This window comes from Amycolatopsis sp. A1MSW2902, assembly GCF_017312175.1.
GTDB classification, from domain to species: domain Bacteria; phylum Actinomycetota; class Actinomycetes; order Mycobacteriales; family Pseudonocardiaceae; genus Amycolatopsis; species Amycolatopsis nivea.
Genome location: NZ_QJPO01000001.1, coordinates 5,841,222 through 5,855,808, shown reverse-complemented (window position 1 = coordinate 5,855,808; position 14,587 = coordinate 5,841,222). Strand labels below are relative to the sequence as shown.

The following is a 14,587-nucleotide window of genomic DNA, read 5'->3' as shown; positions in this document are numbered from 1 at the left end:
GGACGCGACGGGTTCCGCGGCGGCAGAGTCGGGGCATGACCAACGAATCGACTCCGCCGATGTTCGACCAGCGGCTCCGGGAACGGTTCCTGAGCCAGCGGGTCCTCGTACTGGACGGCGTGCTCGACGACGACAACGGGACGGTCCTCGCGACCCAGATGCTGTCGCTGGCCGGCGAAGACCCGGTCAAGGACATCGCGCTGTGGATCCACTCGCCCGGCGGATCGGTCCCGTCGATGCTCGCGATCCGCGACGTGATGCGGCTGGTGCCGTGCGACGTTTCGACGCTCGCCCTCGGATTGGCGTGCAGCGCCGGGCAGTTCCTGCTGTCCGCCGGCACTCCCGGGAAGCGATTCGCCCTGCCGCACGCGCGCATCCTGATGCACCAGGGCTCGGCGGGAATCGGCGGCTCGGCCGTGGAGGTCGAGGTACAGGCCGACGACCTGCGCTACACCCGGGACACCGTGCTGGGCCTCACCGCGCAGGACACCGGTCAGCCGTTCGACCGCATTTTCGCCGATTCCCTGCACGACCGGTGGTACACCGCCGCCGAGGCGCAGGACTACGGCTTCATCGACCAGATCGTCGACCGCCTGGAGCAGGTCGTGCCGGTGCGCACGCACGCGATGGGCCTGGGGGTACGCGCATGAGCACCTACACCATCCCGAACGTCGTGACCCGCAGTCCGGGCGGCGAGCGGATCATGGACGTCTACTCGCACCTGCTGTCCGAACGGATCGTGTACCTGGGCACGGCGATCGACTCGGGCGTCGCGAACGCGCTGATCGCGCAGCTGCTGTTCCTGGAGTCGGACAACCCGGAGCAGGAGATCAACCTGTACATCAACTCCGAGGGCGGCGACCCGGCCGCGATGCTGGCGCTGTACGACACGATGCGCTTCATCAAGGCCCCGGTGGCGACGACCTGCGTCGGCCAAGCGGTGGCGACGGGAGCGGTGCTGCTGGCCGCAGGCGCCGCAGGCCGCCGATCGGTGCTGCCGCACGCACGGGTGGTGCTGCATCAGCCCGCCGCACAGGGCCGCGGGACCATCCCGGACCTGATCCTGCAAGCCGACGAGGTGATCCGGGTCCGGACCCAGCTGGAGGAGATCACGTCCCGGCACACCGGCCACGACGTCGCGGAACTCCGGCACGACACCGACCGCGACCGGGTGTTCGACGCGGCCGGGGCGGTGGAGTACGGGCTCGCGGACCAGGTGATCGAAGCACGCCCGTGAGGCGAGGACGCAGGCCGGTTCTGGGGCTCCGGCCTGCGGCTTCGCGCCCCGGTTCGGTGGGCCGCGGGTGGTTCCGCGGGCTGCCGTGAGCGCTGGTGCGAGCTGCGGCTCGACCGCATCGATCTGCCGGTCGTGCGCGGTGATTTCACAGCCTGGCGCCGGTGGTTCGAGAAATTCCGCGGCCCGGTTCAGGCCGCCATCAGCACCGGACCGGCCGGACGCCGCGCCGGTCGCGGTCCGACCACGCTGATCCGCCGCATGTCCCCGGCGATCCCGCTCAGCAGACCGGCCAGGTTGACCCCGAGCGCCCCGGTCACCGCGGCGATCATCTCGCTCGACGGTTCCTTCCGCCCGCGCTCGATCTCGGACAGGTACTGCGGCGAGATCCCGGCCCGCTCGGCGACGTCGACGAGCCGCTCGCCCTGGTTCTCCCGGGCGGCGCGGAGACTGCGGCCGAGCACCTCGCGCCACAGGGGTTCCGCCTCGTCGTCCCGGGCGGGGGCGCGGCGCTGGTGGAAAGGAAGGATGTCCGCCATAGGCCCAGCCTGGCATCCGCCGGGCCCTCGGCGACAGCGGTTCCGCTCAGGGCAGAACGTCACCCCGCGACTTGGTTGCCGAGCATGATCACACCGAGCACCAGCGCGATCGCCGACACGCCGATGCCCACCCCCGACACCGGCTTCCCCGTACGCCGTCCGACGACGCCCACGAGTCCGAAGGCCAATCCGGCCAGTCCGAACGGAAGTGCGAGGTACGCCCGGATGCCGGTCAGGTCGATCGGCAGCAGCGGCACCACGCAGCCCAGCACGCCCAGTACCAGCGACAACACCCCCAGCCAGACGCCGTTCGCCGGAGCGGGTAGCGGGTAAGGGGCGTAGCCCGGGTACTGCTGGACATTCGGCTGAACCGGCCACGGCTGCCCGGGTCCGGCCGGCGGCATTCCCTGCGGACGGGGTTCGTCAGTCACCGGAAGCTCCTCACCGTGCGAAAGAAACGTTGCCACACCTTAGAGCGCGGACGTGCTCGGTAGGGTGCCGGAGGAAGCACCCAGCGACCGACGAGGTGACGCATGGACCGGCGCGAACTGATCGACCAGGCTCTCCGCGGCGTCGAGGCCTGGGAGCGCAAATGGGGTCCGTTCACCCCGTCCCCGGCCAGCGAGCCGGACGTCGATCTCCCCGCGCTGCTCGAGACCTACGCCGCCCGGATGGACGCGTCGTTCCCCTTCTTCCACCCCCGCTACGCGGGCCAGATGCTCAAACCGCCGCATCCGGTCGCGGTCGCCGCCTATCTCGCCGCGATGGTGGTCAACCCGAACAACCACGCGCTCGACGCCTCGCAGGCCACCTCGCCGATGGAGGTCGAGGTCATCGCGGACCTGGCGCGGATGTTCGGGTTCGCGCAGCCGTCGCTCGGCCACCTCACCTCCAGCGGGACGATCGCGAACCTCGAAGCCCTCTGGGTCGCCCGCGAACTGGCCCCGGGCAAGGCAGTCGTCCACTCGCAGGACGCGCACTACACGCACGGCCGCATGTGCCAGGTTCTCGGCGTGGAATCCCGCGCGGTGCGGGCACTTCCCGACGGACGCGTCGATCTGTCCGCTGTGGAAGCCGAAGTCCGCGGTGGCGGGGTAGGCACGGTGGTGCTGACTCCGGGAACGACCGGACTCGGGGCGGTCGACGACATCCAGCAGGCCCTGGCGCTGAAGGAACGGTACGGGGTCCGCCTGCATGTCGACGGCGCGTACGGCGGGTTCTACACCTTGCTGGGCGAGTACGAGGCCTACCGCGCGATCGGCTCGTGCGATTCCGTCGTCGTCGACCCGCACAAACACGGGCTCCAGCCGTACGGCTGCGGCGCGGTGTTGTTCGCGGACCCGTCGGTCGGCCGGTTCTACAAACACGATTCTCCCTATACCTACTTCACCTCCGACGAGCTGCACCTCGGCGAGATTTCCCTGGAATGCTCCCGCGCTGGTGCCGCCGCCGGAGCACTTTGGCTTACCCTGCAAGCGTTCCCGCTGGAACGCGACCGAGGATTGGGTCGATTGCTGGCGGCGTGCCGTCGAGCGGCGAACGACTTCGCCGGGCTGCTCAAGGAATCCGACCGTTTCGCCCTGCACCTCGAGCCCACTTTGGACATTGTCACCTACTGGCCGCGACGGACCCGGATGAGCGAGATCACCGAAGCCGCCAACGCCATCCTCCAGAACGGCATGGCGGACAAGGACAACCCGCTGTATCTGTCCACTTTGCGCGTCGACGCGGAGGCGTTCGCCGCGCTGCATCCGGACGTCGAACGGGACGCCGAGACCGTCACGATCCTTCGGTCGGTGTTGATGAAGCCCGAGCACGAGGCCTGGATTCCGCAGCTCAAGCAAGCGCTCGACCGGTTGGCGGAGTGAGTCCCGGACAGCGGGACTGACCGGTTCGATCCGGACGGACCGCCGGTTACATCGGTGCGCATGGCTGAGCAACCGCGCACCGCAGAGCGGTCGACCTGGTATTACTTATCGATCGTCGTGGCGATCGCGCTCCTGACCGAGAATGCCAACTTCGAGTTCACCCTCGTCGGGGTGGGCCTGCCCGACATCGCCGCCGCCTTCGGAACCGACCAGGTGGCGCTGGTGATGACCGTCGTCTTCGTCGCGTCGCTCGTCTTCCTCCCGATCGCCGGGAAACTCGCCGACACGCACGGCAAAAAGAAAGTCCTCCTGGCCGCGGCCATCATGTTCGGCACCGGCTCGCTGATCTGCGCACTGGCGCCGGTGTACTGGCTTTTCCTCGCCGGACGCGTGCTCCAGTCCGCTTTCGTCGTCGCGTACGTCGCCGGTTACGGCCTCATCCGCGACCTCTTCCCGCCGCGACTGGTGCCGCTCGGCGTCGGCGCGCTCGGGGTCGGCACCGGCGTCGCCGCGTTCGGCGGTCCGCTGCTCGGCGGGTATCTCGTTGATACCTACGGGTTCCGCAGCGCCTTCTGGTTCACTCTCGGCTACGACGTCGTCGTCTCGACAATCGTGCTGCTCGTCGTCCCCGAAACCCGAGTGCGGATCAAACGCCGCATCGACGTCGCCGGCGGCTTGCTGCTCGGCGGCGGGATGGCGGTGCTCGTGCTCGGCTTGGTCGAGAAGGAGTATCTCGCTTACGCAGTGGCGCTTTCGGTGATAATGCTGGTGCTTTTCGTGATTGTCGAGCGTCGCCGCGCCGAACCGTTGATCGATCTGGCGCTGGCGGCTCAACCCAAGGTGTGGCTGACGCTGCTCGCGTCGGGAACCGCCATCTTCGTCACCACTGCCAACAGTTCCGTGCTCATCCCGCAGCTGCTTCGGACTCCGCACGTGCCCGGAGTGTCAGAATACGGTCTCGGCATGAACGCGTTGGAATACGGCGTGAGCTACGGTCTCCCGTTCGGTCTGGTCGGCGCGGCCGCGGGTTATGCCGCCGGATGGGTATGCCGGAGATTCGCGCCGAGAACGGCCTTGCTCACCTCGATCATCGGCACTCTCGGCGGGGTCGTGCTGATCCTTTTCGGACAGTTGAGCGGACCGGTCCTGATCGTGGTGATCGCCGCGCTCATGGGCATCGGACTCGGATTTCTCTACGCCGGAGCCAACAATCTCGTCATCGAAGCCGTGCCCGCGGAGGCGCAGGGCGTCACGACTTCGTTGCTCTACACCGCACTCGGCGTAATGAACACCCTCGGCACCGCAATCGTCGGCTCGATCACCGCTGCCCATCAGGTCCGGCTCAGCTCCGGTGTCTCGATCACCAACGACACCGGATACCAGGCGGCGTACTTCGTACTGCTCGGCGTGAGCGTCCTCGCGCTCTTGCTGACTGTCCTCATGCGACACGGCCGCGCCCCGGCCACCGGCGGAACGGCTGCGGCGGAAAGGCCAGGTCTTGACATCAACACCAGTGTCGATAATATGACACAATCGTAAACATGGGTTGATGCCGTCCGGCCCCATGGAAGGAGACCACCGTGCGCAGCGTCAAACGACTTGCTACTCGGATGTTGGCGGTGATGTCGGCGGGGCTGCTCACGCTGACCGGCGTCGCGAACGCGGCCGATGCCTGGCCCGCGACCGAGGCGGTGGCCGGCCTGCCCGGCACGCCGGTGCCCGCCGACGTGCCGGGAACGGCGTCGGCCAGCGGCGCGCAGTGCCGCGACTACTTCTTCCCGGTCACCGAATCGCCGGAAAGTCCCGCCGTGCTCAAGGAATTCGGCCAACTGTGCACTTCGGACCCGGCGCTGCTCGGCAAGCAGCCGGTGCAGATCCTCATCCACGGCGGCACCTACGACCACACCTATTACGACTGGCCGTACCAGCCGGACCGCTACAACTACGTCCGCTACATGACCCAGCGCGGCTTCACGACGCTGAACCTCGACCGGATCGGCTACGGCCACAGCGACCATCCGCCGGCCGCGAGCATGAACTTCGACGTCGCGGCCAATACGACCCACCAGATCGTGCAGTATCTGCGCCAGGGCGCGCTGGGCAAGCAGTTCGGCACCGTGACGGTCAACGGATACTCGATGGGCGGCCTCACCGCGCAGGTCGAGGCGGGCAAATTCCACGACGTCGACGCGTTGATGGTGCACGCCGTCGGCCACGGGCTGCTGACCCCGCGCTCGACACTGCGGCTCGGGACGTTCGCCTACCCCGCGCTGCTGGACCCGAAGTTCGCGGACAAACCGTGGGCGCTCGATCCGGCGTACCTCACCAGCATCCCCGGCAAACGCGACCTGTTCCACGGTCCACAAGGGACGTATGACCCGGAGCAGCTGCAGGTCGAAGACGCCACAAAGGACACTATGTCCGCGACCGAGCTGGCGGACATCACCTTGCGCACCTACACCGACCAGACGAAGAACATCGACGCTCCGATCCTGTGGTCGCCCGGCCAGTACGACAAGATCTGGTGCGGCACCACCGACGACTGCAACACCGATCCCATGGCGGCGAACGAAGCGAGCTACTACCGGCCGGGCGTGTTCACGAAATACCTTGTGCAGAACACCGGACACGCCACGCTGCTCGGCTACGGCGGCGTCGACTACCTGCGGGAAATCGTGAGCTGGCTCGGCGAACGAGGGATCCGCGGGGTCCAGTGAGCCGGGTGTGCCGCAGTTCGCCGGGGCAGCGGACCGGTAAACTGCGGCGCATGTCCACGGCAGAGCGAGGCAAGGGTTCGCGCAGCGGGTTGCGCCGGACGCTGATGACGTCCGAACTTCTGGACACCGCGACCAAGCTGTTCGCGGAAAAGGGCTACGAGGCCACGAGCCTGCTGGACATCGCGAACGCGCTGAACATTTCCCGGCCGGCGCTGTACCACTACGTCAGCAAGAAGGAAGACCTGCTGGCGATGCTCGTCGAGCAGGTCACCAACGGGTTCGCCGAGGTGCTGGCCCAGTTGAAGGCGCGCGACGACCTGACGCCGTCGGAGAAGATCGCCGACGTGGTCGCGCTGATCGTGCGGCAGCGGGCGGAGCACTCCGACCAGTTCCGGATCCTCGACCGGTCCGAGCCGATCCTGCCGGAGCCGCTGGCCGGGGAGCATCTGGCGGCCAAGCGGAAGATCCTGCGGGAGTTCACGGCGCTGGTCGAGGCGGGGATCGAGGCCGGGGAATTCCGGCGGGTCGACGCGCGGACGGCGGCGTTGTCGTTGCTGGGGATGTGCAACTGGGTTGCTTGGTGGTTCCGGCCTGGGGGAGATGTGGATTCGCTGGTGGCTACCGTGACCGGGTTGGCGACGGGGATGTTGGCGGCTGGGGAGAATGCCGGGCGGGGGCGGCAGGATGCTCGGACTATTGCGGAGATTCGGGGGTTGTTGGATCGGTTGGAGGGGTGAGGTTTCTCCTCCTGCTGGGTCGGGGGAAGAGCGGCTGTGCCGGGGGAAGAGCGGCTGTGCCGGGGGAAGGAGCGGCTGTGCCGGGGGGAAGAGCGGCGATGCCGCGAAAAGAGAGCGGCGAAGCCGCGAAAAGAGAGTGGTTGCGTCGGGCACCCCGAAGTTTGATTGTCACTACGGCGCGGGGGTGCTTGTCAAGGCGGGAAAGATGCCTTGACAAGCACCCCCGCGCCGTGTTTTTGGCTTCGTATCGGGGGCGGGGGAGGTGTGGGTGCCTCGCTCGTTGGGTGCATCGGTGCCGGTTTTCGGGTGGGGCTAGCGCCCCAATGTGGCATTGGGTGCGTCTGACGCACCCAATGTGGCGTTCGGTGCGTGGGACGCAACGGATGTGGCATTGGGGCGCATCGCGTAGGGCGGGTTGAGCTGGGCAGGGCTGGTCGTGAGGGGGACCCTGAGGGAATCAGGGGCTGTGAGGGTGGCCCTCACGAACCTCGCGCCGTGACACTTGTGTCGAAAGTTCGACACAGGTATTGAATTCTGCGCTCGGGCGGCTTACCTTGGCTGCATGACGTTGCCTCCAGCTGCACTACCAGTGGCCCCGTTCGACGAGGTCAGCGTGCTTGCTTATCGGCGTGCCGGGTTGTGGGCGGGGCAGTCCCTGCCTGCTGAACTCCTGGCCGCGGCTCGTCGGCACGGTGGTCGCACCGCGCTCGTTTCCGAGGGTGTGGCGTGGTCGTACGACGAGCTTTTCGACACTGCGTCGCGGTTCGCGGCGGGGCTGCTCGGGTCGGGTGTGGTCCGTCCGGGGGAGCCGGTGGTGTTCCAGATGGGGAACGTGGCGGAGACCGTCGTCGCGTACCTCGGGTGTTTGTTCGCTGCCGCGCCGCCGGTCTGTACTTTGCCGCAGCACGGGACTCGGGAGATCGGGTTGCTCGCGGCGCACGTCGGGGCGCGGACGCTGATCGCGCAGGCCGATTTCCGGGACGGGCGGTTGCGCAAGCAGGCGGAGCAGTTGCTGGCGGACGGGGCCGTCTCCGACGTCGTTGTGTGCCGCGGTGAGGCGCTCGGGGATACGCCGTCGTACTCGCGGCTCGTGGCTGAACAAGCGCGGGAACCGTTGCCCTACTTGGATGTTGACCTTGCCCGGCCCGCGGTGTTCCAGCTTTCCGGTGGGACGACGGGGCTGCCGAAGGTCGCGCCGCGGTTGCACGAGGAGTACGCCTACAACGCTCGGGCCTGGGCGGCCGCGATGGAGATGGACGAGCACTCGCGGGTGCTGTATCCGTTGCCGCTCATGCACAACGCGGGTATCTCGCTCGCGCTGCAGCCCGCGATCCTCACCGGGGCGACGCTCGTTCTCGCTCCCTCCGCGGACGTCGACACGCTGCTCGACCTCATCGCCGAGCACCGGCCGGACGTGCTGCCGCTTGTGCCGCCCGCGCTTGCCGTGCGGCTTCTCGAATCGCCGCGGGCACAGGCGGCGGACCTGTCCTGTCTGCGGGATTTCGTGGTCGGCGGGCAGCGGTTGCCGGTGGAGGTCGCCGAGCGGTTGCGGGACGAGCTCGGCATCCGGATCCGGCAGATGTTCGGGATGGCCGAAGGGATGTTCCTGGTCACGCCCGCCGGCGCGGACGAGGACGTGCGGCACCACACCGTCGGTGCGCCGATCTCCGCGGCGGACGAGATCCGGATTCTCGACCCGGTGTCCGAAAGCGAAGTCCCGGACGGGGAGGTCGGCGAGTTCGCCGCGCGCGGGCCGTACACGATCCGCGGCTACTACCGCGCCGAGGAGCACAACAAGACCGCGTTCACGCCTGACGGGTTTTACCGCACCGGCGACCTGGCCCGGCGGCACGTCAGCGCGAAGGGCGTCAGCTACTCGATCGACGGGCGGATCAAGGACGTCATCAACCGCGGCGTCGAGAAGATTTTCGCCGAGGAGGTGGAGGAGATCATTGTTCAGCATCCGGACGTGGTCACTGCCGCGCTCGTCGCGATGCCCGATCCGGTGCTGGGCGAACGAGCGTGCGCGTACCTCGTGCTCGAGGACGGCGCCGAGCCGCTGACAGTGCAAACGCTTGGCGCGCACCTGCTCAGCCGCGGGCTCGCGAAGTACAAGCTGCCCGAACGCGTCGAGGTGGTCCCGGCGCTGCCGTTGACGAACGTCGGCAAGGTCGCGAAGAACCGGCTGCGCGAGGACGTGCAAGCGAAATTGGCCGAAGGGAGTGCCCGGTGACCCGGCGCGCGAACGTAATCGGGGGCGGACCCGGCGGGCTGTATGCCGCCCGGCTGCTGAAACTCAACGACCCGGGTCTGGAGGTCGTCGTCCACGAGCGGACGGACGCGTCGCGGGCGACGTTCGGGTTCGGGGTGGGGCTCACCGAGGCCACCATGCGCAACCTCGAACAGGCCGATCCGGAGACCGCGGACCGGGTCCGGGCGGTCAGCTACGTCGGGCACGAACTGCGCTTCGACGCTCCTGATCGGTCCGTGTGCCTGCACGGCGCGCGCAATCTCGCGGTCGGCCGGGCGGAACTGCTGCGGGTGCTGCGAGAAGCGGCGACCGAGGTCGGCGTCGAATACCGCGCCGGGTCGCGCGCTGATCTCGGCACCGTGACCGGCGACGTCGTCATCGCCGCGGACGGGGTCGGCAGCGCGACGCGCACCAAACTCAGCGCGGAACTCGGCGTCCGCACCACCCTCGGACGGACGCGGTACGTGTGGTGCGGTGCCCCGTTCGCCGCGTCGTCGGCGTTCTTCGCCGCGGCTCGGCGCGGGCCGGAGCTGTTCGTCACCCACGCTTATCCGTACGCGGAGGACCGCAGCACTTTCCTGATCGAAGTGGACGACGAGACGTGGACGAACGCCGGTCTCGCTGAGTTCGACGCGGCGACCGGCGCCGGCGAGACGGACCGGCAAAGCGTACGGCTGCTGGAAAACGTGCTCTCGGACCAGCTTCGCGGCGGCGAGCTGCTCACGAACCGCACTCGCTGGAGCCGGTTCGTCAACCTCGGCCTCGACCGGTGGCACAGCGGGAACGTCGTGCTGCTCGGCGATGCCGCGCACACCGCGCACTACACGCTCGGCTCGGGCACCAAGCTGGCGCTGGAAGACGCGATCGCGCTGGCCGGGGCGTTGACGGGGGAGAGTTCGCCGTCCGCCGCGTTCGCCGCGTACGAACAGGCGCGACGACCGGCGGTGGAGCGGTTCAAGCAGCTCGCCGGCCGCAGTCAGCGGTGGTGGGATTCGTACCGGTGGCGGGCGGACTGGTCGGCCGAACGGCTCGGCCTGTCCTACATGACGCGTTCGGGCAACATCACGATGGCCGACTACGCCCGATCCGAACCCGAGGTCGTGCGCGCCGCGCTGGAGTGGCTGGGTTCGGCGCCGACCGGCGACCCGGAGGAATGGGTCCTCGCACAACCGTTGCGGGGCAACGGGTTCCAGCTTCCGTCGCGGGTCACCACGCGCGCGGACCTCGGCCCGGTCGAAGAGCTTTCCTGGACCGAACCGGACGTGTGGAGCGAGTCCGCCGACGACGCGGTCGCCCGCGCCGGTCGCGGTGCCGGTCCTCTGCTGCTCACTGCAGCCGCGGACGAGTTCTGGGCAAGGGTCGACCTTGCCGAGCGGCTTCGCCTGCAGACCAGCCGCTGCGTCGGCGTGCAGCTCCCCGAATCCGCGCGGGCCTTCGCGGCGACCTCGATCGGTGCCGGCAGGGCCGATTTCGCAGTCCTTGAAGACTTTCCCAGGAGGAATTCGTGACCAGCACTTCCCGGCGCGTCGGGCTGATCGTGCCGAGCTCGAACGTCACCGTCGAAACGGAGCTGCCGCGGCTGCTCCAGCGGGCGGCGGACGTCGAGTTTTCCTTTCACTCCAGCCGAATGCGCATGCACGCGGTCACGCCAGAGCAGCTGCGCGCGATGAACGCTCAGCGCGAGCGTTGCGTCCTGGAGATCGGCGACGCGCGGACGGACGTGCTGCTCTACGCCTGCCTCGTCGCAGTGATGGCGTCCGGCGTCGGGGCGCATCGGGACACGGAGCTGCGGATCGCCGAGCAACTCGCGCTCGGCGGCGCGGACGCCAAAGTCCTGTCCAGCGCCGGTGCGCTGGTGCGCGCGCTGAAGGATCTTGAAGCCAACCGCGTCGCGCTCGTCATGCCGTACACCGAACCGGTCGCGCGCACTGTGGTCGAGTACCTGGAGGCCGAGGGCTTCACGATCACCGGCTGGCGTGCGCTGGGCGTCGCGGACAATACGGAGGTCGGCTGTATACCGGGCGACAATGTGCTGTCTGCCGCCCGCGAACTCGACCTCCGGGACAGCGACGCGCTGGTGCTGTCGTGCTGTGTCCAGATGCCGTCGCTCGACCTGATCCAGCCCGCCGAGGACGAATTCGGACTGCCCGTGCTCTCCGCCGCCACCGCCGGCGCGTACTCGATCCTGCGCAGCCTCGGCCTTCCGGTCGATCTGCCCGGCGCGGGTTCGCTGCTGCGCGCCGACGCCAAAGTCCAGGCCTGAAAGGAGTATCCGCATGACTGAGAAGCCAGTGCACCGCGTGCGCGGAGTCGACCACGCCGCCTTCCCGACCTTCGACCCGGTCGCCACGGTCCGGTTCTACCGCGATGTGCTCAATTTCCCGATCGTCCACTCGATCTGCGCCGCAGGCTGGGGCCCGGAGAAACACCCGGACTTCATCCACTTCTTCTTCGACATCGGCGGCGGCGACCGTCTGGCCTTTTTCTATTACTTCGACTGGAAACCAGCGGGCGACCAAACCGCCCCGGGCGACGCGTGGGCGCGGTTGCCACACGGCACCCCGAAGTTCTTCGCCGACAGCAGGCATCTGGCGATCAACGTCGCCGACGAGGAAGATCTGCTGGAATACCGCCGTCGCCTGGACGAATCCGAATGGCCGGTGGAAATGCAGGTGATGCACGAAACCATCGAATCCATTTACACCCACGACCCGAACGGCTACATGGTCGAAATCACCCGCGCCTTGCGTCCAGTGACCCCGCAGGAGGACCTCGACGCGGAACTGACCCTGCGCGCGTTGTGCGACGTCGCTTCGGGCGAGGACCCGTCGATGGACAAACTGCTTACGCGCAAAGCAGAACTGATCGTCGAGGAAGCGGCTTCGTGGGAGCCCGCGGGGAAGGAGATGGTCTGACGTGGCGCGTTTCTATGTCCTAGACGTGCCGGAAAACGAAGGCGTCCTCGCCGTGGCCCGCCAAGACGACGGCAATACGGTCGACCGGATCGGCCCGTACTTCCGAATCACGGCCCCGGAAACGATCGTCATCGACCGCCGCGCGACGGGCTGTCGGCACGCCGTCTGGTACAGCGCGATCGCCGGTCTGGAAGGGTCCGTGATCACTCAGCACGACAAGAACGCGCTGCGGATCGAAAGGCGCCCCCATGCCTGAAAACGGCCTAGGCGCGGGCCGCTACCTGGCCCCCGCCTCCCTCCCCGAGGCGACCACCACAACCGCACACCAACTCACCACCTCCGACGGCGCGACAGTCAACGGTCTGCTTAGGACAGTCCCAGGTGCGTCCACAGTGGCGTTCCTGATGCATCCGCGGCAGGATTTCTCGCACCACGTCCTGGTTCCCGAACTGCTAGCCCAAGGCTATGCGGTATGGACCCAAGGCACCCGCACCGTCGGCAATGACCTCACCCTGCTGCACGAACAAGCCCTCCTGGACATGGCAGCCGGACACGTCTTCCTGCGCTCCGCGGGCTTCCCGTCAGTAGTCCTCATCGGACACTCCGGCGGCGCAGCCCTGGCTGCTTTCTACTTACAGCAGGCCGCCCTGCCTCCATCCGCCCGACTCCACTGTGCCCCAAGCGGAAAACCCGTCCCTCTCACTGAGGCCGAAATGCCCGTCGCGGACGGTTTCCTCATGATGGCCCCGCATCCCGGTCAGGGAGCTTTACTGCTGCGCCTGATCGACCCCTCGGTAACCGACGAACAAGACCCCCGCTCAGCTTCACCGGCCTTGGACCCCTACCTCCCCGCGAACGGTTTCGCCACCCCGCCAGAATCCTCGACGTACTCCGCGGATTTCATCACGGCGTACCGCTCGGCCCAATACGAACGCGTCGCCCGAATCGACGAACGAGCCCGGGAACTGGCAGAGAAGTCGGCCACCGCGCGGCGTCGCTACGCCACCTCCAAAGACCCAGAGGACCGACGGAGCGCCCTGGCGACCGGAGTGCTAACCGTCTACCGCACCGACGCAGACCTGCGTTCAGTCGACCTGTCGCTGGATCACAACGACCGCCCATACGGTTCACTATTCGGCCGCCGCCCGGACCTGACCAACTACGGCGTGCTCGGCTTCGGCCGCCTGACGACCCCGGACTCGTGGCTGTCGACCTGGTCGGCAATCTCGAGCAACGCCGACTTGGCCCGCTGCCTGCCGGACGTGAAGGTGCCGACGCTGCTGGTCGAACTGACTGGCGATCAGGCGTGTTTCCCCGCCGACGCCAAACGCTTCCACGACTTGAGCGGCGCGTCAGACGCCACACATGTTCGGGTGCCAGGCAGGCATTTCGGCGCCCCTCTGCACGAGGGCATGACCTCAGGCGCAACCCTCGCCGGAGCGGAAATGGGGCGGTGGCTGGGGGAGCGCTTCCCGGTAGGCACGCTTGCGGTGAGGTAAGCCGGGCTGTTGCTCCCGGTGGGTTCGCTCGCGGCGAGGTGAGTTGGGCTGCCTTCTCCTGCTGGGTTCGCTCGCGGTGAAATGATCCGGACTGCTGCTCCTGGCGAGTTTGCTCGCGGTGAGGTGAGCCGGACTGCCGCTTCCGGCGGGTTCCGCTCGGGGTGAGGTAAGCAGGGCCGCTGCTCCCGATGGGTTCCGCTCGGGGTGCGGTGAGCCGGGTTGCGGCTCCTGACGGGTTTCGCTCGCGGCGAGGTAAGTTGGGCCGCCTTCTCCTGGCGGGTTCGCTTGCTTACCTCGAATTCTTTCTTCTGTGCGCCGGTCTTTTCCCGCAGGGAGGACCGGCGCACTTTCGCTTCCCCGAGGGCTTGCGATCCGGCCGTTGCGATCCGGAGGCGACGGGAGTCCCGGCCGCCGGTACAACACCGGACGGTCGTTGATCCTGCCGACTGGCCACCGATATCCAAGTCGATTGCATACAGTCGCCTGACCACGCGCCGATAGTCGATTGCATACCGTCGACGGGCGGCGCGCGGACACGGCAGGCCCGGAATGGATTCTGCCGATCGAATCCGGTCGAATCCGGCAGCTCATCTACCGGAGACAGTAAGCAGGATTCCAGTCGCCTGTCCGCCTGTCCGCCTGTCCGCCTGTCCGCCTGTCCGCCTGTCCGCCCGTCGCCCGTCGCCTGTCCGCGAGCCGCCAGTCGCCTGTCTGTCAGTCGCATGTCTGCCGGTCACCTGTCGACCAGCCGCCGGTATCCTGGTCGATTGCATACAGTCGGCTGCAGTCTGCGGGCAAGCAACATCCGGCAATCGACACCTCGCCGC

Annotated in this window: 14 protein-coding genes; 12 read left to right on the top strand and 2 right to left on the bottom strand. The window is 67.9% G+C overall.

Features of this window, described 5'->3' with window-relative positions:
- Nucleotides 1-35 precede the first annotated feature (35 nt).
- Nucleotides 36-650, top strand: a complete 615-nt coding sequence (locus tag DMP23_RS26805; RefSeq protein WP_037820577.1) for a ClpP family protease — start codon at nt 36-38, stop codon at nt 648-650.
- Nucleotides 647-1,237, top strand: a complete 591-nt coding sequence (locus DMP23_RS26800) for a ClpP family protease (protein ID WP_009073577.1) — start codon at nt 647-649, stop codon at nt 1,235-1,237. The genes DMP23_RS26805 and DMP23_RS26800 overlap by 4 nt, the downstream gene beginning before the upstream one ends.
- 188 nt (nt 1,238-1,425) lie before the next feature.
- Here the strand turns inward: DMP23_RS26800 and DMP23_RS26795 are convergent, their stop codons facing one another.
- Together DMP23_RS26795 and DMP23_RS26790 are read right to left on the bottom strand one after the other, a co-directional pair.
- On the bottom strand, nt 1,426-1,773 hold the full coding sequence (locus tag DMP23_RS26795; RefSeq protein WP_043839420.1) for a helix-turn-helix domain-containing protein: 348 nt from the start codon (nt 1,771-1,773) through the stop codon (nt 1,426-1,428).
- A 59-nt stretch (nt 1,774-1,832) separates the two neighbouring features.
- A complete protein-coding gene (locus DMP23_RS26790) occupies nt 1,833-2,204 on the bottom strand; it encodes a hypothetical protein (RefSeq protein ID WP_275295327.1) in 372 nt (123 codons plus the stop codon).
- Nucleotides 2,205-2,306: 102 nt separating this feature from the next.
- Here DMP23_RS26790 and DMP23_RS26785 point away from each other — a divergent pair, with 102 nt between their 5' ends.
- The 10 genes from DMP23_RS26785 (at nt 2,307) to DMP23_RS26740 (ending at nt 13,760) form a co-directional block, all read left to right on the top strand.
- Nucleotides 2,307-3,641: a pyridoxal phosphate-dependent decarboxylase family protein gene (locus DMP23_RS26785; protein ID WP_337822898.1), complete on the top strand. Its 1,335-nt coding sequence runs from the start codon at nt 2,307-2,309 to the stop codon at nt 3,639-3,641.
- 60 nt (nt 3,642-3,701) lie between these two features.
- A complete protein-coding gene (locus DMP23_RS26780; protein WP_337822897.1) occupies nt 3,702-5,180 on the top strand; it encodes an MFS transporter in 1,479 nt (492 codons plus the stop codon).
- A 41-nt stretch (nt 5,181-5,221) separates the two neighbouring features.
- The gene (locus DMP23_RS26775; RefSeq protein ID WP_337822896.1) at nt 5,222-6,358 is read left to right on the top strand and encodes an alpha/beta hydrolase; all 1,137 of its coding nucleotides are present in this window, start codon (nt 5,222-5,224) and stop codon (nt 6,356-6,358) included.
- A gap of 50 nt (nt 6,359-6,408) precedes the next feature.
- Entirely contained in the window at nt 6,409-7,095 is a 687-nt protein-coding gene (locus tag DMP23_RS26770; protein WP_337822895.1) for a TetR/AcrR family transcriptional regulator, read from the top strand.
- Nucleotides 7,096-7,657: 562 nt separating this feature from the next.
- Nucleotides 7,658-9,328, top strand: a complete 1,671-nt coding sequence (locus DMP23_RS26765) for an AMP-binding protein (protein ID WP_337822894.1) — start codon at nt 7,658-7,660, stop codon at nt 9,326-9,328.
- Entirely contained in the window at nt 9,325-10,854 is a 1,530-nt protein-coding gene (locus DMP23_RS26760; protein WP_337822893.1) for an FAD-dependent monooxygenase, read from the top strand. Before DMP23_RS26765 ends, DMP23_RS26760 begins: the two co-directional genes overlap by 4 nt.
- Nucleotides 10,851-11,609, top strand: coding sequence for a maleate cis-trans isomerase (locus DMP23_RS26755; protein WP_043839406.1), 759 nt, complete (start codon nt 10,851-10,853; stop codon nt 11,607-11,609). The genes DMP23_RS26760 and DMP23_RS26755 overlap by 4 nt, the downstream gene beginning before the upstream one ends.
- A 13-nt stretch (nt 11,610-11,622) precedes the next feature.
- Nucleotides 11,623-12,261: a VOC family protein gene (locus DMP23_RS26750; protein ID WP_337822892.1), complete on the top strand. Its 639-nt coding sequence runs from the start codon at nt 11,623-11,625 to the stop codon at nt 12,259-12,261.
- A 1-nt stretch (nt 12,262) separates the two neighbouring features.
- On the top strand, nt 12,263-12,517 hold the full coding sequence (locus DMP23_RS26745; RefSeq protein WP_337822891.1) for a hypothetical protein: 255 nt from the start codon (nt 12,263-12,265) through the stop codon (nt 12,515-12,517).
- Nucleotides 12,518-12,653: 136 nt separating this feature from the next.
- Nucleotides 12,654-13,760 (top strand): alpha/beta hydrolase, encoded by a 1,107-nt coding sequence (locus tag DMP23_RS26740; RefSeq protein ID WP_337822890.1) that lies wholly within the window; start codon nt 12,654-12,656, stop codon nt 13,758-13,760.
- Nucleotides 13,761-14,587: the final 827 nt, after the last annotated feature.